We start from the raw sequence: 19,007 nt of genomic DNA on the forward strand, positions 1-19,007 counted from the left end.
AATATAAATGCTATTGCATCACGTATCAGTTGTTATGGCGGATTTAACCACCCGTTTATGTTTAGGTATTTTTTTTCGATTATACATAACCGCTCATACGAGTATAGTACTGTCATTAGCTGGCTTATAGTATTCATATCATCAAGCAAGGAGCGCTGGTGTACTGGTTGATGGGTAGTTTGATTGTTGTCGCTATGATGGGTGTTTTGGCGGTCGCGGATAGTGTAGCGATGCCGCTTGGTTCACTGCTCGTGGATAATGCTATTGCGCCCGCCTTACCTTTATTACTTATTACTCTTGCCATCACTCTGATGGTGCTTGCTCAATTTAATATCCCTGCCGTCAATAGCAGTAGCATTTCTCAAAAATCGCCTAGCTATTTACCTTGTCATCCCAACCGTGCCTGCCGTATCCTCAATCATACTTTAGTCGTTGCATTAGCCATGGCGCTCGTTATTGGCAGTGCCTTGCAAGCGATGATTAGTCATCAGCAAGCAGAAATGACAGAAGTTACTAAGCCAATGCGTGTGCAGGCACTAGTGACTATCGAGGGGATAAGTGACAGTGTCTATGATGCTGCTACGGATAGTAGTTATAGACAAGTTGCTACCATCAGCCACGTGTCACCTTTAGTGTCTGAGTTAACCACTCAAGATTTAGATACCCTTACAGTGAGTGAGTTAGATAAAGATGAGGGTGGTGACAGCAAACACCGCGTACTACTCAACGCCTATCCAAAAAAGTCGTCGAATAACAGCCAGCTTGCACGCTTAAACCACTTGCAACCAGGCGATCAGTTGTTTATGAGCTTAACCCTTGCGCCTTTGGCTACTTCTGAGCAAGCGACAAACAATCCGTCTGGGTTTGATAGCTATCGCTGGCTACGAGGTCGTCATATTGATGGGGTAGCGAATGTCTTGGCCACCAGCTCACCGATTGTGAGCGCCAGTTCATCAGTATTAGCGCCTGCTTCTCACTCGTACCTACAGAGTTTTCGCACCCATATTGACCAAGGACGTTGGCAGTTACGGCAGTACTTTTATCAAGATTGGGCAGAGCAGACCACAGAAGCGCAGCAAGCAAAGGCGGTCACATTAAGCTTGCTCACAGGCGATCGCAGTTTAATCAATCGTGATACCAAAGACTTGTATCAGCTGGCGGGCATCTCGCATTTGCTTGCTATCTCAGGGACGCACATTTTGTTTTTAGCGATCATGTTGGCTGGTGCCGTTATCCTGATCTTCAATCGACTGTGTCCTCTGGTTTATCGTTACGTCCCGCGTTGGCAAGTACGTTGGTGGGTGATGATTGGGGCGGCTTTTATCTATGCGCTATTCACTGGTTTTGATGTGCCAGCAGCACGTACTGCATGGATGCTATTGGCGATAGGGGTGGTGCGTTTAACATTGTTGCCTATTAGTACTATGCGTGTTTTGTTGGCGCTAGCAGTACTGATGGCATGGCAAGATCCATATGTACTTTGGCAGGCAGGTTATTGGTTGTCTTTTATTGCCGTGGCCTTGTTACTCAAATATGACGACACGTCATACAAGTATGCGCAATCTACTGTCGCGTCCCATAGGACCAAGGCAGGAAATGCGCTTGTTAAGCGTGTTTGGGCTCTCTCTAAGCGCATGTTTACATTGCAATTTTGGTTATTTATTACTTTATTACCCATCACCTTGCTATTGTTTGGCAAAGCATCGCTGTGGGGACTGCTCATAAATTTATTTGCAATTGGTCTGTTTGGCTGGGTGATTGTTCCGCTGAATCTACTGGCCGGACTGTGTTACCTTTTATCCCCCGTTATAGCTAATAGCATTTGGGCGCTCGTTATTGCCATCATGGCTGGTTTGCATGAATGGATAACATGGCTAACTTCAATGCCCGTGTTGGCAAAAGCGTGGCTGTACACACCAATAAACATGGCCATACTGCTTATGGTATTACTAAGCATATTGCCTTGGTTGCTACCACGAGGGTTGGTTAGTCGTTGGCTGGCATTGCCTCCTCTAACCTTGTTAATGATGACGGTCTATGCCAATCAGCAGTCACTGATGACGATACCGACGTTATACATTTTGCCAACGGGTGATCGCTATGTGAGTGCCGTGTTGTTGCAGTATCCTATTGTCAATGATGAGGCTGGTAAGAATAATAATAGTCAGTCACTAGCGACAGACCAAACGAAGAAGAACGTTAGCTGGCTGTTTTTAGCCGATCATCGGCCTACAACCACACGAACGGTGACAAGTCATTTGACGGCAGACAAGCTCTCTATGAGCTTAGAGCAGCAGCTAGGCAGCTTATCAGTCAACAAACTAGAAGGCATCGTCGTGCAGAGTGCTAGGGTTGGTTTGACTGCCACGCTGACTACTGACCATAAGCGCACGGTCTCGAATGCTGCGCCCTCTGAGCTACTACCAATGACAGTGGCTCAGTTAAATCAGCGACTACCTGTCAGTCAATACTGGCAAGCAGGACGCTCTGATCGTTGGCCTAAGATGCAGCAAGCCTATCAAACAGGCAATCACTCTAAGAGCTTATCCACATCGGCTATCAGCGCTCAACGTTGCGAACAAGGAAAATTATGGCAATTGGCGACTGGGGGTTTGTCCATAGAGGCGATGACGGGCTGGAGCAAGATAGGTGATGCCAACGTTTGGGACTGTACCGTGGCTATCGATACTCATTTACCCATGCGAGTGTTAATATATAATGCTGCCGATCCAATGAGATCGCTATCTGCCACTGCTCAAACACTCACACCAAGTGTCCAATCATCGCCTCACCATACTCAGGCGTCTTCATCACGCGTTGTTTTAAATGCAGACACGCATCAGCGCGTTTGGCAAATGTGGTCATTACTGTGTGTCGCTGAGAAAACGGATAAAGAGACAAGGTTTGATGACGTCATTTGGCTGGGTCATAGTGCCTCTGATATAACGGCCGATGTGTTACGGCAGCAGCGCATAAATAAGATCATGACTTATGATGAGAAGGCCTTAGAAGTAGCCTTAGCGTTAAATACTACCGTAAGTTCGAAATAAAATCGATTCGTTAGTAGTTAGTAGTTAGTAGCCACGCGCGACTGGTATAAATTTTCCTTACTTACTGTTATCACAGAGGCCACAAAAAATTCATTCCAGTCGCGCTGTATCGGTTTTAAAGTGAGCCGCTTACATTCATTAACCATGCTAGTGATACAGGCCATTAAAAAAATGGCTTATATGATCAGCGTTACAATATGGTGATATTTCACAGTTATACTATTGAACCAGAATTGAAATACCACCATACTTAGCAGCTTGTGAATACAGATGACAAATACAGTGAGGGGACATGATCTTCTTACTTTATCTATTTTTTATGTCATTTTTATCGTTTCAGATTGTTTCTGACTTAGGAAGTTATATGCCCAACTGGCCACCAGACCCCAACAAACGTCCTGACAATTCGACAAATCAGCCCACACCGATTCAGCAGCCAAACCAGCCGAGTGGACAAGAATGGCGACTGCTGGAAACTACTTTATTGGCTAGTGTGGTTGAGCAGCGTCGTGCCCGTCGTTGGAGTATCTTTTTTAAACTACTCACCTTTGGCTACCTATTGCTGATATTTTTGCTGCTTGGTCGTAGTTGTACCAGCCAAGCGCCTACAGGGTTAGATGGTGTCGATACGAGCCAGCCGCATTTAGCGGTGGTTGAGCTGCAAGGTGTGATTAGTAGCGGTGATGTGGCCAATGCTTATGATGTCAATGAGGCTTTAACTCGCGCCTTTGAAAATAATAACTCAAAAGCGGTGGCATTAGAGATCAACTCGCCTGGTGGGTCACCAGTACAGTCTGATGAAATTTGGCAGAATATGATGGACTTGCGCCAAGAATATCCTGACAAAAAACTTTATGCGGTGATTGGTGATATTGGTGCATCAGGCGCTTATTACATTGCGTCTGCCGCAGACGAAATTTATGTCAATCCCTCAAGCTTGGTTGGTTCTATTGGCGTGATTATGCCAAGCTATAACATTAAAGGTTTAATGGATAAGGTAGGTGTAGAAGATCGTACGATCACGGCTGGTGAATACAAAGATATCTTAAGCTTATCGCGTCCATTGACTGATTATGAAGAAAATCATGTCGAAAAAGTCTTGGCCAATACGCATCAGCACTTTATCAACGCGGTCAAAGAAGGTCGCGGTGACCGCCTAAAAAATCCTGAACAAAACGAGCTGTTTTCAGGGTTATTTTGGACAGGTGAGCAATCTATTGAGCTTGGCTTAGCAGACAAAAAAGGTAGCATCGCAACCTTAGAAAAACAGTTAGAGCTTGATAATGTAGTCAACTATAGCCCAACAGATCCGTTCCAGATGTTTATGGATCGTTTTGCTGTTCAGTTGGGCGCAGGCATTGGTTCTAGTGTCAGCCTTGATAAGATCTTACCGCAAGAAGAAGGTAATGCGCAGATGCGTTAAGCATTTTATGTTTTAGATTTAGAGTGTATGATTGTTGAGGCTGAGCGTAGGATTATGCTCAGCCTTAATTGTATGTAAGCGTTAAGCACCATAAAAAATATCTACAATGAGAGCCGTCATGAGTGATGAAATCAGTTTGCAGACCTTTGCTGCGCTACCTGTCTCTAAATTAACAAAAAAGCCCGTTCTACATTTTGCCCACGCCAATGGGATGCCAAGTGCGGTCTATCAGCCTTTTTTTGAAAATCTGGCGAAATTTTTTACGATTGAGTATATTGCGATGTTGGGTGCCACGCCCGACTACCCAGTCGATGACCACTGGCGCAGTCTCACGCAGCAGATTGTCGATAGTGTACAACATACCTGTGAAAAGCATGGTGTCACACAAGTCGTCGCGGTCGGTCATTCGCTTGGTGCCATGTGTACGTTGCAAGCCTTGTACCGTGCGCCTGACTATTTTGCCCAAGCGGTATTGATGGATCCCCCTTGGATTTATGGCAAAGTCAGCTTGCTGTGGCATTTGGCAAAGACCGTAGATAGATTGCCATTCATGAATCATCGTTTGATGGATAAATTATCGCCAGCTGGCGTGTCCAAACACCGCCGTGACGTGTGGGATAGCCGCGCAGAAGCCTACGAAAAAATGCGACACAAAGGGTTTTTTAAAAATTTTGACGAGCGTAGTTTTCAAGGATACATCGATCATGGCTTACATGAACGTGCAGACGGTAAGGTGACATTGGCCATTCCTAAGGACAGTGAAGTGGCCGTGTTTCGTACCAATCCCTCTTGGTATTGGCTTGCACCAAATCGTGGGCCTAAGCCGCCTGTCACCTTGATTATCGGTGAAGACAGCATATTTTTAAAACGACAATTTCCGCAGCAAGTCAAATCAAGATTAGGCATTCCTTATCAGACTCACGCTGGTGGCCATATGTTCCCACTTGAATATCCAGACTCTGTCGCGCAGCAGGTGTCGACTGTGATTAAGCAGCAGTTACCGAGCTAGTCGCTAATGATTTATTATCGACGTTTATGATAGAGATGGGCTGATAGAGCACTTTTTGAGTTACGATACTATGCTAAAAGACGTTACCGCTTCACACAATTTGACGACGGCAGCTAATAAACCACCGCCACTATTTTCACGGTTGGGGGCGTTTTTGCTGACGATAGGAATGGTGCTTGCGTTTTTTATCAGTCAGCTACTAGGGGTGTACATCGCTGGCACGTTAGTTTTACCGGCTCATAAAGCTTCAACCGCCAGCGATATATTCTTTTTTGGTAGTAATGATGGGACAGTGGTGAGTCTCTCCATCATGATTGGCTGTGTGCTCTTAGTAGCGATTAGCGTTTTAGTGATTCGTTTAAGAGGGGGGCGTGTTCGTCAGTATCTGGCGTTAAAGCCTTTTTCCTTTGCAGTAGGCATGGGCATGTTTGGGCTGCTGTTACTATTTATGATTATCAGTCAGGCGTTGACGTACTGGTTTGATGAGACACCACTGGTATTCGTCGATCCTTTATATCAGTCTGTCAGTTCAGTATGGTTGCTGGTGGTGGCAATGGTGATCGTGGCACCGCTATATGAGGAGTTGATCTTTCGCGGTGTACTATGGTCGGCGATTTCTGAGCAGTATACGCCACAAGCTGCTTCAGAGCATCGCGGAGCGATAGTCGCGAGTCTTGTGACCAGTTTGATATTTGCGGTGATTCATGTGCAGTATGGCATCTATGAGGTCAGCACCATCGTGGTGTTGGCGTTGATATTTTGCTATGCGCGTGTCAAGTCGGGTTCGTTATTGTTGCCGATGTTATTGCACGTCATTAATAATGGGGCGGCGATGTGGCAGTATCTTGCGCAAGCGGCGTAAATACCCTAACGGTTATCACTATGGCCGTTAGGGTCTTCCGATAAAGTTGGCTATGCGTCAGGGTTTAATAGTAAAACCTCGTCTGCTGCGCGTTTGACATCATCGAGGGTTAGCTGAGGTTTGCCACTCAGTGCCTGTCGCCACTTGCGTGCCCCCATCAGACCTTGAAACAAGCCTAAATAGTGGCGAGTCATCGTTGGCAGCGCTTCCCCTTTTTCAATTTGCTCTTGTAGATAAGGATATAGCTGCTCTAAAATTTCTGAACGCTTAGGGGCTGGCTTGCCCCATAAGCTATTGGCTTCTGCCAGTAAATAAGGGTTGTGATAAAACGCCCGTCCAATCATCACGCCGTCGATATGCTGCAAGTGGGTTTCAATATCAGCGACGGTATCGATACCACCGTTAATTTCGATATCCAGTTCTGGAAAGTCTTGTTTTAGACGATAGACATCATCGTAGCGCAGCGGCGGTATCTCACGGTTCTGCTTGGGGCTAAGCCCTTGTAGCCAAGCAGTACGCGCATGAACGATAAAACGTGTACAGCCAGCAGCAGCCACCGTCTGGACAAAATCTACCATAAACTCATAACTGTCAAAATCATCAATACCAATACGATGCTTCACTGTCACAGGAATGTCGACCGCGGCTTGCATGTGTGTGACTAAGCCTGCAACGATTTTAGGCTCTGCCATTAAGCAAGCCCCAATCTTATTGTGCTGCACGCGATCAGAGGGGCAGCCAACGTTGATATTGACTTCATCATAGCCGTACTGCTGAGCAAATTCGGCGCACTGTGTCATCTCGCTGATATCTGCGCCACCAAGTTGTAGCACGAGCGGATGCTCGAGCGTATCAAAGCGCAAATGCCGTGCTCGATTACCATGTATCAAGGCACCCGTACTGATCATCTCGGTGTATAAATAGACATGCGGATTAAACAGCCGCGCAAAGTAACGGTAATCTGTTGTCGTCCAATCAATCATGGGGGCGACAGAAAGTCTCTTGTTGGTCATATCAACCATGGTTCTTTGCCTTAATATTTAAATGTTTGAACATTGACACGAAGGTTTTTATCGTAAATAGAGGAATAAGGCGTAACGGATGATAGACCGCATCACACCTTAAGTTTAATCGACACGCTCACTAGATAACATGATTGAGCTTTTTGAATTCAGGCAAGTTATAAAAATATATGCCCATGATGATGCCAATGAAGCCGATAAAAGCGATATAGAGCGCTGGTGAAAAGCTCACATACAAAGTGGCATAGCCAAGCCCAAAAGGCACCAATACACCCACAATACCGTAGGCCACATTATAACAAAAAGTCATCCCTGTTAGCCGTACATTGGTTGGAAATAACTGTACTAGGATAGCGGGTATCATACCAACGATACCGGCACAAAAACCCAAAAGCGCATACATGATTAAAATATAATCACCGCTTCCCTGCAGATGGTAAAAGAACACAAACATCTGAGCGATTAATAAAATGGAACCAATCGTCAAAATTTTACCAAAGTTTTGATGGTTGGATATTATTCCATAAAACACACACCCAAAAATCATAAACACAATACCCAAACTGTGAGAAAAATCAAATAAATCGTTGTCTAGTGTAAAGCGTAATTCAATTAAATCAGGGAGCAAAAGCACAATGACCGTGGTGATACTAGACACAATTACAGTGAGAAGCATACCAATAAATATGGCGTGTTTGCAGTGCTTAAAGAGGAGTCTGAATGGCTTGGCAACGTAGTCATTCGGTTGGGATTTTTTCAATTCAATAAAAAACGGTGACTCATCTATCCAGCGCCATGCCAATAGCGGCAAAAGACTCAAGATAGCTGCGATAAAAAATGGCAAACGCCAACCGTAGTCCGCCAGCTGCTCAGTACTCATGGTATTCGTCAGCCAAAGAAAAAAAGCGTTGGAGAATAATACGCCGACATAAAAACTGGCCGTGACATAACTACAGGCCACTGACAAATACTGCCGAGGAACATGCTCTGCTACAAAAACCCAAGCGAGTGGGACAAAAAGCCCAAATGCGATACCTTGTATGAGCCGTAGGGTAATAAACAAGGCTGGTGCAATTAATCCCCATTGTGCATAAGTCGGCAAGCATGCCATCGCCAATAAGCTGCCTGCGGTCACTAACAGGCTGATTAATAGGACGGGCTTTCGGCCTTTAATATCACCATAACGACCAAAGATGATACCGCCAATAGGACGGGCTAAGTAACCAATCGCAAAAAGTCCAAGCCCTTGAATTTTTGTAATAGCGGGATTGACATTGACAGGAAAAAAAGCGGCCGCCACAATGTCTGAGAGATATAAATAAATCAAAAAATCAAAAAATGCGACTGCGCTGCTGAAGCACATAAATAGGACTGTATTTCTGTCTTTAGAAGACATTAGTGCATATTGAGAACGAGAAGGCATAATAGGTCGCGCATCCACATGTAAAAGTGCTCGTTAAGACAGTTATCTAGGTAACTGGCTATAATAAAAAACGACAAATCAGTACAGACAGTGATTTGCCGAAAAAATAAAGGGGTTTGAACTATAAAGTGTTTGAAAAACAAATAATTGACTTAAGGGCGCTCAAGCCAAAAGTGTCCCACTCAAGCGCTCTGACGCGAGTTAAATATGAATGATAAGTTTTCTTCGGTTTCTCAGGTGCGACAGCTATAGTAGCCAATCGATCGGTAACCATGACATGATAGTGAGCCAAATATGGTCACCCACATCGACGCGCGGCTCTGAATCGTAAACCACTTTTTGATCGTCTTCCATGGTATGCCACTGCAGTTTGCCGTTATCTAATAATTTCACTTCATAAGCTTGGTTCAATAAGTCATCACTAAGCGCGCCATGTAACTGTTTTGCAAGCTGATCATCATTGATAATCACGCCCATCTCAGTATTGATGTTGGCAGAGCGGGGATCGACATTATAAGAGCCAATGAATACTTGATAGTCATCAACGGCAAAGGTTTTTGCATGTAAGCTGGTTGAGGATTGACTGCGGGCTTTCCATAATTTGTTTTCACGTTTTTCTTCAGACGCTGTCGATTTTAGCTCATAGATTTTGACGCCAGCGCGTAGCAGACTAGGACGCCATTGGCTGTAGCCAGAATGAACGGCTGTCACATCAGTGGCATCAAATGAGTTGGTCAAAATCTTAATGTCAATACCAGCCTCAGCCAGCTGTACCAATGTATTGACGCCATCTTTAGTCGGTACAAAGTAAGAGGAGATGATGGTTAGTTGCTTGGTTGGGCTGCCTAACAAGGTACGCAGCTGATGCACCAAGTTGGTCTCAGACGGGACTGTTTTGGTAAGCTTGCCCACGTCATCACTCAAAAATTGCATGTCTGTCCAGCGAAACGGCACCCGTTTATTGATTAAATCACTGTCTATCGTGGATTCTTCAATAGCGGCTTTATACACAGTCAAATCGCTATTGGTGTTGTTTGCTTTTTCTGGACCGAGCTTGTCTAAAGCCGCCAAGAAGTCAGAGGTTTCGCTACTGTCCGGTGTGACTAAGGTTTCGATATCAAATGACAAAGGAGATGACCAGTAACTGGCAAAGCTGTTATCAATATCTGCGACTACTTTACCGATGAGTAAAACATCCAAGTCTGCAAATTGGCTATTTTGATCGTTACTGAGATATTCGTTGCCAATGTTACGTCCACCAATAATGGTGATTTGCTTATCAAAGGTCATACTTTTATTGTGCATACGGCGATTGATACGCGGCAAACCTGTGACATAATTTAAGGTTTGAAATTTGCGGTGCATCAAAGGATTAATGATACGCACTGCAATGTTAGGGTGACTAGAAAAGCGTAACAGATGCTGATCAAGTTTGGCGTTATTATTAAAATCGTCTAATAATAACCGTACAATCACGCCGCGCTCTGCTGCTTTCCATAAGTCTTTTAAGAGTAGCTGACCGGCTTGGTCATCATGCCAAATGTAGTACTGAGCGTCGATATTGCGTGTGGCCATGTCTGTTAAGATACTGCGGGAGGCAAAAGCGTTGGCACCCGTCACGATTGGGTGATAGCCTGACAGATCCGGATGAATGTCGTTTTGCTCGCTAATAGCGCCCACCAGGTCGACACTGTTGCTAGTGGCGGCTGTGTCATTTTGTTCTATTTTTTGGTTGCTCTCTGGTTGATATAAGGCATTAATTCGTGCTGATAACGCTTGGCTCTCAGGCAAATGTGGCTGCTTAGGTAAACTCTGACAGGCACTAAGACTCAAGGTCAGTCCGAGTGTTAGACTCAATGATAAGTTGCTTGGTTCCATACTGAGCATCGACATAAATGAGTTACCTTAGTGAGCCTTAATACAATAAATAAGTGGCTAAAAAATGAGCTTGCGCTTGCGGTCGGTTTTTATAGATGATAGCACTGATTATGAGGCGTATAATAATTTCGTCCAAGTCAAAATCTAAATCGCCGCTAAGCTTAGCAGCTGTAAACCGCTCTGCCTATTATAAATACGTTATTTTTATTGTATTGAGCGCCGAATTCAAAACCGTGCAGTCAGGGTTTTCTCTTGGCTGCCATTCCGCGTTAATAATCCGCATTAATAAATAGAGAAACGGGTATGCAAAAACAACGTTTAGCACTCACCTGAAACCAGCTGTTTGGAATAAGTTGGCATGATATGATAACGCTGTGCCCTAGAGCGTGTCCTCAATTCATTCGATAGTCAAAAAATACGCAGTCATTTTATAACAACTCAAGCAACGGAACCTTTATGAGTCAGTCGCAAACCCAAGATGAGAACAATTTAAACCAAAAAAACTCAATGGATAAGTTAGATCCAAACTGGCGCAACGATGCCTTAGATTTAGGGCTTGATTATGGGATGCAGACCATCGCAGTGCGGGCGGGTCAACACCGTACGGATGAAGGGGAGCACTCAGAGCCTATTTTTACCACCAGCTCTTATGTTTATCACTCAGCGGCTGATGCAGCGGCGCACTTTAATGGTACCAAAACCGGCAATGTCTACTCGCGTCATACCAATCCAAGTGTGCGTACCTTTGAGCGTCGATTGGCGGCATTAGAGAATGGCGAACGTGCCGTTGCGACCGCCTCTGGTATGGGCGCTATTCTCACGATGTGCTTGGCGTATCTAAAAGCGGGCGATCATCTACTGGCGGCCAATCAGTTATTTGGTTCCTCCATCGGCCTATTCAATAACTATATGGCGAAGTTTGGTGTTGAAGTCAGCTACGTTGATTGCTTCGACAATGACGCGTGGGCAAAAGCGGTACAGCCAAATACTAAGGTGATTTATTGTGAAAGCCCAAGTAATCCATTGGCCCAAATTTGCGATATCGGTTATTTAAGTCAGTTGTGTAAAGCCAATGACCTCTTATTGGTGGTGGATAATTGTTTTGCCACTCCGGCACTGCAACGCCCGTTAGATTTGGGTGCTGATGTTGTCATTCATTCTGCCACTAAATATCTAGATGGACAGGGTCGAGTATTGGGCGGAGCATTGGTTGGTAGTGATGCGCTGATGCAAGAAGCGTTTACTGTCGTCCGCTCAGGTGGTATCAGCATGAGTCCATTTAATGCTTGGGTGTTTACCAAAGGGCTTGAGACGCTGAAATTACGTATGCAAGCGCATTGTCATAATGCCAACCAAGTGGCCCAATTCTTGGTCAATCATCCTAATGTGAGTAAAGTGCATTTCTCAGGATTGAGCGATCATCCTGCGCATGAGCTGGCAACGCGCCAACATCATATGCAAGACGGCTATGGTGCTATCATGGGGTTTGAAGTGATGCCATCTAACAGTAGTGACTCAAATAGCCGCGATCCAAAAGCCGCTGCTTGGCACGTGATTGACTCAACCCAAATGGTCTCTATTACCAATAATTTGGGCGATGCCAAAACCACGATTACCCATCCTGCGACCACCACTCACTTTCGCTTGACCGCTGAAGCCCGAGCCGAAGCAGGGGTCAAAGATGGTTTGATTCGTCTATCGGTCGGTCTTGAAGATGTGGAAGATATTATCAAAGATTTGGCGCGTGGTTTAGACAGTTTGTAAAGATAACGGTATAATCGTCAATAACGCATTCACGTTACGTTATCAATCATTACTTATTACTATAAAAGACAAAGAGGCAACTATGAATATTCAAGCACTGATGCAACAAGCTCAAACGATGCAAAAGAAAGTCGAAACAAACGTTGAAAATGCCAAAAAAGAGCTGGCTAACAAAGAAGTACAAGCCGAGGCAGGCAGTGGTTTGGTAAAAGTAACCATGACGGGTCGTCATGTGGTTAAACGTTTGACCATCGATCCAAGCTTGCTAGAAGATGAGCCTGATATGATCGAAGATCTTATTGCCGCTGCTATCAATGATGCGGTTCGCCAAGCGGATGAGCTATACGAAGAAACCATGGCGGGTGCTACCTCAGGTATGGGTCTACCACCAGGTATGCAAGGTATGTTCTAATATCCGTCCCAAAACCAAGCTAACTTTGTCAGACTCGCTAAGCCTACTAAAAGTAGCGCTAGCACTCGTCTTCCTCGTTATCTTGAGTTTCTGGGATTGATATACGACTTGTTTTATATTTAGCTAACGGTATGTTATCTGTCTATATTCATGAAGGAAATGGGGTTGTTATCGACACGATACGACCCCATTTTTATCGCTATGGTTTATAAATAAAGGAAGTAACTTTGCTGACAGCCAAATTTGATCAGCTGGTCAAACAGCTGCGTGTTTTGCCAGGTGTGGGGCAAAAAAGTGCCCAACGTATGGCGCTACATTTGCTCACCAAAAAACGCCCGCAGGGGATGGCGCTCGCCCAAGCGCTTGATGACGCGATGCGTGAAATCGTCGAATGCCAGCGCTGTCATAGCTTTAGTGATGATGCTGTCTGCCCGTTGTGTCAAGACCCTAGGCGTGATGATGGACTGTTATGTGTGGTTGAAACAGCGGCAGATGTCATGGCGATTGAGCAGACCGCAGGATACCGTGGACGCTATTTTGTGTTAGGCGGACATTTATCACCGATTGATGGTATCAGCGCGGACGACTTAAATATTGATCAGCTGGTATGGCGAGTCAAGCAAGAGCCGGTTGGGGAGCTGATACTGGCAACAGGTACCACCGTTGAAGGACAGACCACAGCCCATTTCATCAGTGAGGCAGTCGGTCGCCATGTCGATAAAATCACCCGTTTAGCGCAAGGGGTGCCCATGGGCGGTGAGCTTGAATACCTTGATAGCATGACGCTCGGTCAGGCCATGCAAAATCGTTCTTTTTTATAGTACCGCTCCTTTTTATATAGTCCATTCTATTTAAAATTTATCCCATTAGAACGAGGATAGTAACGTATCGATTTTATTTTCAACCGACTATAGTGTGGTTATAACAGCAAAGTCTGATTTATTTGACGATGTTGTTATAATGGCTTTATTACTGTTTTTTATCCCATTCTATTAAGACGCTGTTTAGCGTTTTATTTTATTCTATTTATGCAGGTATCTGCCCGTGTCCAATAATGCTAACAACGCTTCAAACCCTCAAGCAAATACTCCTGATGTGTCTGACGAATTAAAGGCGTCAGAAAATACTAGGATGACGTCAGTAGACGTGCCTTTAGAGCCGGATATCGAGGCGTTGTTAGACATCGCTGATGAGGTCGAGGTTACTTGGGTGCGCGAGCAAAGCCAGTTGGCGGAAGTGATTGATGCGTTGGCCACTTGCGGGCGCGTGGCACTAGATACTGAGTTTATCAAGCGTGATACGTATTATCCGCGCTTGGCATTGGTCCAGCTAAACATTGGCGATCATATCTATTTACTAGATGCCCCGCAGTTGCAGTTGGCGGAGCTATGGCAAGCGCTCCGTGACGTTGATGTGGCCATTTGGCACGCTTGTGGTGAGGATTTGGGTATTTTCTACTTGTTGTCTGGCTGTCCGCCATTGACCAATATTTTTGATACGCAAATTGCGTTGTCTTATTTGACCGGTCAATTACAAATGGGTTATCAGCAAGCGCTTGATGATCAGTTGGACATGCATATTGACAAAGAGCAAAGCCAATCAGATTGGCTACAGCGCCCACTATCAGATGAGCAAGAACAATATGCGATTGATGATGTACGTTATTTGCCAGCGCTGTATTTAAGTCTTGAGTACGAGCTAAAAAAGCAGGGTTTATACAATTATGTATGGGCAGACTGTCAGCTTTATGCCAGCGATTTGTATGCCGCTCAGCACGTTGAAGATGAGGCAATGTATTTAACGATGGCAGATTATCGCTATACCTCGCAGCAGATGGCGATACTAAAAGCGGTCGCTACTTGGCGAGAAGAGCTGGCACGGGCGACCAATCAGCCGCGTACTTTCGTCATCAAAAAACAAGCCGTGCGTGAGATGGTCACTGAAAAACCAAATAGCATGCGCGAGCTGGCGCATAAAACGACGATGCACCGTAGTATGTTGCGACTGTACGGTGAAGAGTTGCTTAAGGTGATAAGAGACGCAAAAAATCTGCCACCTGCTGAGCATCCAGATTGTCTATTGCCGCCTTATCGCTCAAAAAACAAAGTGCTGTCTAAAGCTGTGCAGCAAGCAATTGATGATCATGCGCGTAGCATAGGCGTACCAGCGAGTGTCCTCATGCGCAAAAAATGGCTGGGTCAACTGTATGAAGTGATTGCTTTTGATAAAGATCTAAGCGAGTTGCCGCAAGGGTTAAAGGGCTGGCGCAACGACTGGGTGATCCAAACCCTGATTCCAGTCATTGAAAAGCACAAAACTGAACTACAACAAGGCATGGGTATTAGGGTTTGACGGGTTTTTAGACACTTAGTTATTAAGCGTTTCACGTTTAAACTGCCCATGCTCTAAAAAGTATCTTGTTTGCTCAGCGACTTCTTTATCCACCAGCATGCCAGTGTGCGAAACTGGCATGACGATATGGTCAGACGCTGTCTCAATTTTAGTCTCTGCCACATAAACGGTGCCGTCATGGACAAGTTGTTCCTTCGGTAATGGCTTGCCTAATTTATGCAGTTTGCGGTTATGATAGTGCAAAAATAACTGTCCCAGACCGTAGGGCTGATTGCCCGCAATAACGCCAAGGGTTATGTGCTCTGGTAAGGGTGCTACGGTTCCATCTAGCGCGTCAATATATGAGCGTCCCATCATAGCAGGCGTTAAGCGCCAGATATAATCGGCACAAACACTCCCTATATGCGGTGTTCCGAGTGTGACGCAGCGGCCAATCTGCCACTTGGGATACTGAGTGACAAAGTCACGAACGATCAACCCTCCCAAACTGTGGCCGACTAGATCTACTGGCTGGTCAGGATGATGATGTTTTTCCAGCCATGCGTTTAGGTGAGCACTGTTGGTGTTGATACTATCGCGCAGGCTACGGTAGCCGTATTGATGGGTGTTAAATCCTGCCTTTTGCAAACGTTTGGCAAGAGGGCGCATAATCCAAGCCGTTTGATGCAGCCCATGTAATAGAATGACGCGGTTTTTTTGTTGCATGTTTGCTTCCAACAAAGTAAATAGTGGATATAAGTACACATGAATTTTATGCTATCGCTAAATACTATCATTTATAGTTAATACTATTGAACACGATGCGCAAAATAAAAACCTCCAAGTCAGCTGCTGACTTGGAGGTTTTTTTGATAAAGAAACTATTTATAGTTTACCGAAATTATCATTTACCGAAAACTTCGACTACATGTAGTTTTCGATACTTGGGCAAGAGCACATAAGGTTTTTGTCGCCATAAGCGTCATCAATGCGCGCCACACTTGGCCAGAACTTGTGCGCGCGAACGTACGGTAGCGGGAATGCAGCCGTATCACGACTGTATGGGTGCGTCCATTCGCCACTAGTAATCATAGCAGCGGTATGCGGTGCATTGACCAATGGGTTATCTTCTAGTGTCCAATTATCTTCACCTGCTTTGGCTTTCATGGCTTCCGCTTTGATAGATTTTAACGCACTGATAAAGCGGTCTAGCTCCTCGGCCGACTCAGACTCTGTCGGCTCAATCATCAAGGTGCCTGCTACTGGGAAACTCATCGTTGGTGAGTGGAAACCATAATCCATCAAACGCTTGGCGATATCGCTTTCAGTGACGCCAGTCTCTTCTTTTAACGGGCGAATATCGATGATACATTCGTGCGCCACGCGGCCGTTTTTACCGGTATATAGAACAGGGTAGTGGTCCTTAAGCTGGCTTGCCACATAGTTGGCATTTAGTAGTGCCAACTCAGTTGCCTTTAGTAAACCATCGCGGCCCATCATAGCAATGTACATCCATGAGATAGGCAGAATGCTGGCTGAGCCATAGGGTGCTGCTGATACGGCTGAGCAGTCTTTTTGTGCATTGTGCACAGGGCTTAAGGTATGGTTGGCCATAAATGGTGCCAAATGTGCCTTCATACCAATAGGGCCCATGCCTGGACCGCCGCCACCGTGCGGGATACAGAAGGTTTTATGCAGGTTCATGTGTAGGACGTCTGCGCCAACGTCAGCTGGCTGCATCATGCCTACCTGCGCATTCATGTTGGCGCCATCCATATACACCTGGCCACCATGTTTATGAATGAGGTCACAAATATGACGAATGCCTTCTTCAAATACACCATGCGTCGATGGGTAGGTAATCATTAAAGCACCCAAACGCTCACTGTGCTCTTCACATTTGGCGGTTAAGTCGTCGATATCAACGTTGCCGTTTTCATCGGTTTTAACCACAACCACTTGCATGCCCATCATCATGGCAGTAGCAGGGTTGGTGCCGTGGGCTGACATAGGAATCAAGCAAACATCACGATTGTTTTCACCAAGTGATTCGTGATAACGGCGGATAGCGAGCAGACCGGCGTACTCACCTGAGGCGCCAGAGTTTGGCTGCATCGACACATCGTCAAATCCGGTGATGGCTTTTAGCTGGTCTTGTAGGCTATCAATCATGGCAATGTAACCTGTGACTTGATCGCGCGGTGCAAAAGGATGCACGTTGGCAAACTCAGGCCAAGTGATTGGTAGCATCTCACTGGTCGCATTCAATTTCATGGTACAGCTGCCCAAAGAAATCATACTGCGGTTCATCGCCAAGTCTTTGTCTTCAAGCGATTTTAAGTAGCGCAGCATTTCATGCTCGGTATGATGCGTGTTAAAGACGGGATGCGACAAGATGGCGTCAGTACGTAAGTGAGCGCTATCAAGAGACACGCTGGCCGCTTCAGGTAGTTCATGGGCTTTACTAACGAACAATTGAGTTAAAACCTTGAAGTCTTGCTGATCACTGGTTTCACTAAAAGCAACAGACAATTTTTGCTCGCCAAGACGCCATAGGTTGTAGCCAACATTATCTGCATTTTCAAAAATTTGTGTGGCCAGCTTTTCAGAACCACAATCAACAACGACCGTGTCGAAGAACTGATCGTGTACCACGCTTAGATTGCTATCGTTTGCTTCTTTGATAACAGTGGCAAAGGCGGTAGCAAACGCATGAATACGTGTCGCAATACGCTTCACACCCTCTGGACCATGATAGACGGCATACATACCTGCTAAGTTGGCCAGTAGTACTTGAGAGGTACAGATGTTGGAGTTGGCTTTTTCGCGGCGGATATGCTGCTCACGGGTTTGTAATGCCATACGTAGCGCCGTATTGCCTTGCGCGTCTTTTGATACACCAATAATACGACCAGGGGCAGAGCGTTTGGCTTTGTCAGAGAATGCAAAGTAAGCGGCGTGTGGACCACCAAAGCCCATAGGTATACCAAAACGCTGTGTACTACCTAGCGCCACGTCTGCGCCCATGTCCGCTGGTGATTTTAACAGCACCAAGCTCATGATATCGCTTACGACACTAACGTAGGTTTTATTTTTCTTAACGGCGGCGATAACGTCAGTTAAATCTGTAACATCGCCTTCAACGCCGACATATTGGAATAACGCACCAAAGTAATCGCCAGATTTGGCGGTTTCAAAATCACCCACCACCACTTCCCAACCAAAGTATTTGGCACGAGTATTGATGACATCTAGCGTTTGTGGATAAACACGATCATCAACAAAAAACTGGTTTGATTTGCTTTTGCTCACACGCTTTGACATCGCCATGGCTTCTGCTGCGGCCGTGGCTTCGTCCAATAATGAGGCACCCGCCATCTCCAAACCCGTTAGATCAATACAAACTTGTTGGAAGTTAAGCAGTGCTTCTAGACGACCTTGCGCAATTTCAGCTTGATATGGGGTATAAGCGGTGTACCAGCCTGGGTTTTCAAGGACGTTACGCTGAATGACCGCAGGCATACGCACAGGCGAGTAACCTTGACCGATATAGCTTTTATTCACGGTGATATCGTCAGCCATCGTACGCAATTTGGCTAAGGCTGCATGCTCACTCATGGCCACTGGCAGGTCCAATTCTTTATGTAAACGTACGGGCTCAGGCACGGTATCGTTGATGAAGCTTGCCATATCTTTATAACCAACAGCGTCAAGCAAGTCAGCTTGTTTGCTGTCATTTGAGCCTAGGTGGCGATAGACAAATTCAGCTTCGTTGAATAGTCCTTGAAAGGTATCAAACGTGGGATTTTGAGAGATAGTCATGACAGTCCTTG

General features: G+C 45.5%; 13 protein-coding genes. 8 read left to right on the plus strand and 5 right to left on the minus strand.

What is annotated here, in order from left to right; all coding sequences use genetic code 11:
* Positions 1-158: 158 nt before the first annotated feature.
* From B2P60_RS11205 to B2P60_RS11220, 4 genes are all read left to right on the plus strand, one after another.
* A complete protein-coding gene (locus B2P60_RS11205) occupies positions 159-3,050 on the plus strand; it encodes a ComEC/Rec2 family competence protein (protein WP_286741384.1) in 2,892 nt (963 codons plus the stop codon).
* A gap of 364 nt (positions 3,051-3,414) precedes the next feature.
* Positions 3,415-4,473, plus strand: a complete 1,059-nt coding sequence (gene sppA, locus B2P60_RS11210) for a signal peptide peptidase SppA (protein WP_286741386.1) — start codon at positions 3,415-3,417, stop codon at positions 4,471-4,473.
* Between the two features lie 118 nt (positions 4,474-4,591).
* Positions 4,592-5,482, plus strand: a complete 891-nt coding sequence (locus B2P60_RS11215) for an alpha/beta fold hydrolase (protein ID WP_286741388.1) — start codon at positions 4,592-4,594, stop codon at positions 5,480-5,482.
* Positions 5,483-5,552: 70 nt separating this feature from the next.
* Positions 5,553-6,344 (plus strand): CPBP family intramembrane glutamic endopeptidase, encoded by a 792-nt coding sequence (locus tag B2P60_RS11220; RefSeq protein ID WP_286741434.1) that lies wholly within the window; start codon positions 5,553-5,555, stop codon positions 6,342-6,344.
* 50 nt (positions 6,345-6,394) lie between these two features.
* Here B2P60_RS11220 and dusA read toward each other — a convergent pair whose 3' ends face one another.
* The 3 genes from dusA to B2P60_RS11235 all read right to left on the minus strand — a co-directional run bounded on the left by dusA (position 6,395) and on the right by B2P60_RS11235 (position 10,682).
* On the minus strand, positions 6,395-7,366 hold the full coding sequence (gene dusA, locus B2P60_RS11225) for a tRNA dihydrouridine(20/20a) synthase DusA (protein ID WP_286741389.1): 972 nt from the start codon (positions 7,364-7,366) through the stop codon (positions 6,395-6,397).
* Between the two features lie 121 nt (positions 7,367-7,487).
* Complete coding sequence (locus B2P60_RS11230) at positions 7,488-8,729, minus strand: MFS transporter (protein ID WP_286741391.1); 1,242 nt, start codon at positions 8,727-8,729, stop codon at positions 7,488-7,490.
* Between the two features lie 306 nt (positions 8,730-9,035).
* Positions 9,036-10,682 (minus strand): phospholipase D family protein, encoded by a 1,647-nt coding sequence (locus B2P60_RS11235; protein WP_286741392.1) that lies wholly within the window; start codon positions 10,680-10,682, stop codon positions 9,036-9,038.
* Positions 10,683-11,174: 492 nt separating this feature from the next.
* On the opposite strand from B2P60_RS11235, the gene B2P60_RS11240 reads away from it, so the two are divergent.
* The 4 genes from B2P60_RS11240 (at position 11,175) to B2P60_RS11255 (ending at position 15,195) form a co-directional block, all read left to right on the plus strand.
* Positions 11,175-12,431, plus strand: coding sequence for an O-succinylhomoserine sulfhydrylase (locus B2P60_RS11240; RefSeq protein ID WP_286741436.1), 1,257 nt, complete (start codon positions 11,175-11,177; stop codon positions 12,429-12,431).
* An 82-nt stretch (positions 12,432-12,513) separates the two neighbouring features.
* The gene (locus tag B2P60_RS11245; RefSeq protein ID WP_193005110.1) at positions 12,514-12,843 is read left to right on the plus strand and encodes a YbaB/EbfC family nucleoid-associated protein; all 330 of its coding nucleotides are present in this window, start codon (positions 12,514-12,516) and stop codon (positions 12,841-12,843) included.
* Positions 12,844-13,070: 227 nt separating this feature from the next.
* On the plus strand, positions 13,071-13,664 hold the full coding sequence (gene recR, locus B2P60_RS11250; protein ID WP_286741394.1) for a recombination mediator RecR: 594 nt from the start codon (positions 13,071-13,073) through the stop codon (positions 13,662-13,664).
* A 223-nt stretch (positions 13,665-13,887) separates the two neighbouring features.
* Positions 13,888-15,195 (plus strand): ribonuclease D, encoded by a 1,308-nt coding sequence (locus B2P60_RS11255; RefSeq protein ID WP_286741396.1) that lies wholly within the window; start codon positions 13,888-13,890, stop codon positions 15,193-15,195.
* A gap of 15 nt (positions 15,196-15,210) precedes the next feature.
* On the opposite strand, the gene B2P60_RS11260 is transcribed toward B2P60_RS11255, so the two are convergent.
* Positions 15,211-15,900 carry an esterase/lipase family protein gene (locus B2P60_RS11260; protein WP_286741397.1) on the minus strand — a complete coding sequence of 230 codons (690 nt, stop codon included), beginning with the start codon at positions 15,898-15,900 and terminating at the stop codon, positions 15,211-15,213.
* A 198-nt stretch (positions 15,901-16,098) separates the two neighbouring features.
* Entirely contained in the window at positions 16,099-18,996 is a 2,898-nt protein-coding gene (gene gcvP, locus B2P60_RS11265; protein WP_286741399.1) for an aminomethyl-transferring glycine dehydrogenase, read from the minus strand.
* Positions 18,997-19,007 lie beyond the last annotated feature (11 nt).

The sequence above is a fragment of the Psychrobacter sp. UBA3068 genome, from assembly GCF_002366815.1.
Lineage (GTDB): Bacteria > Pseudomonadota > Gammaproteobacteria > Pseudomonadales > Moraxellaceae > Psychrobacter > Psychrobacter namhaensis.

Coding starts and splice junctions, on each gene's coding strand:
- sppA (WP_286741386.1), top strand. CDS start 3,415: ATGCCCAACTGGCCACCAGACCCCAACAAACGTCCTGACAATTCGACA.
- B2P60_RS11235 (WP_286741392.1), bottom strand. CDS start 10,682: ATGTCGATGCTCAGTATGGAACCAAGCAACTTATCATTGAGTCTAACA.
- dusA (WP_286741389.1), bottom strand. CDS start 7,366: ATGGTTGATATGACCAACAAGAGACTTTCTGTCGCCCCCATGATTGAT.
- B2P60_RS11215 (WP_286741388.1), top strand. CDS start 4,592: ATGAGTGATGAAATCAGTTTGCAGACCTTTGCTGCGCTACCTGTCTCT.
- B2P60_RS11260 (WP_286741397.1), bottom strand. CDS start 15,900: ATGCAACAAAAAAACCGCGTCATTCTATTACATGGGCTGCATCAAACG.
- B2P60_RS11220 (WP_286741434.1), top strand. CDS start 5,553: ATGCTAAAAGACGTTACCGCTTCACACAATTTGACGACGGCAGCTAAT.
- gcvP (WP_286741399.1), bottom strand. CDS start 18,996: ATGACTATCTCTCAAAATCCCACGTTTGATACCTTTCAAGGACTATTC.
- B2P60_RS11240 (WP_286741436.1), top strand. CDS start 11,175: ATGGATAAGTTAGATCCAAACTGGCGCAACGATGCCTTAGATTTAGGG.
- B2P60_RS11245 (WP_193005110.1), top strand. CDS start 12,514: ATGAATATTCAAGCACTGATGCAACAAGCTCAAACGATGCAAAAGAAA.
- B2P60_RS11230 (WP_286741391.1), bottom strand. CDS start 8,729: ATGTGCTTCAGCAGCGCAGTCGCATTTTTTGATTTTTTGATTTATTTA.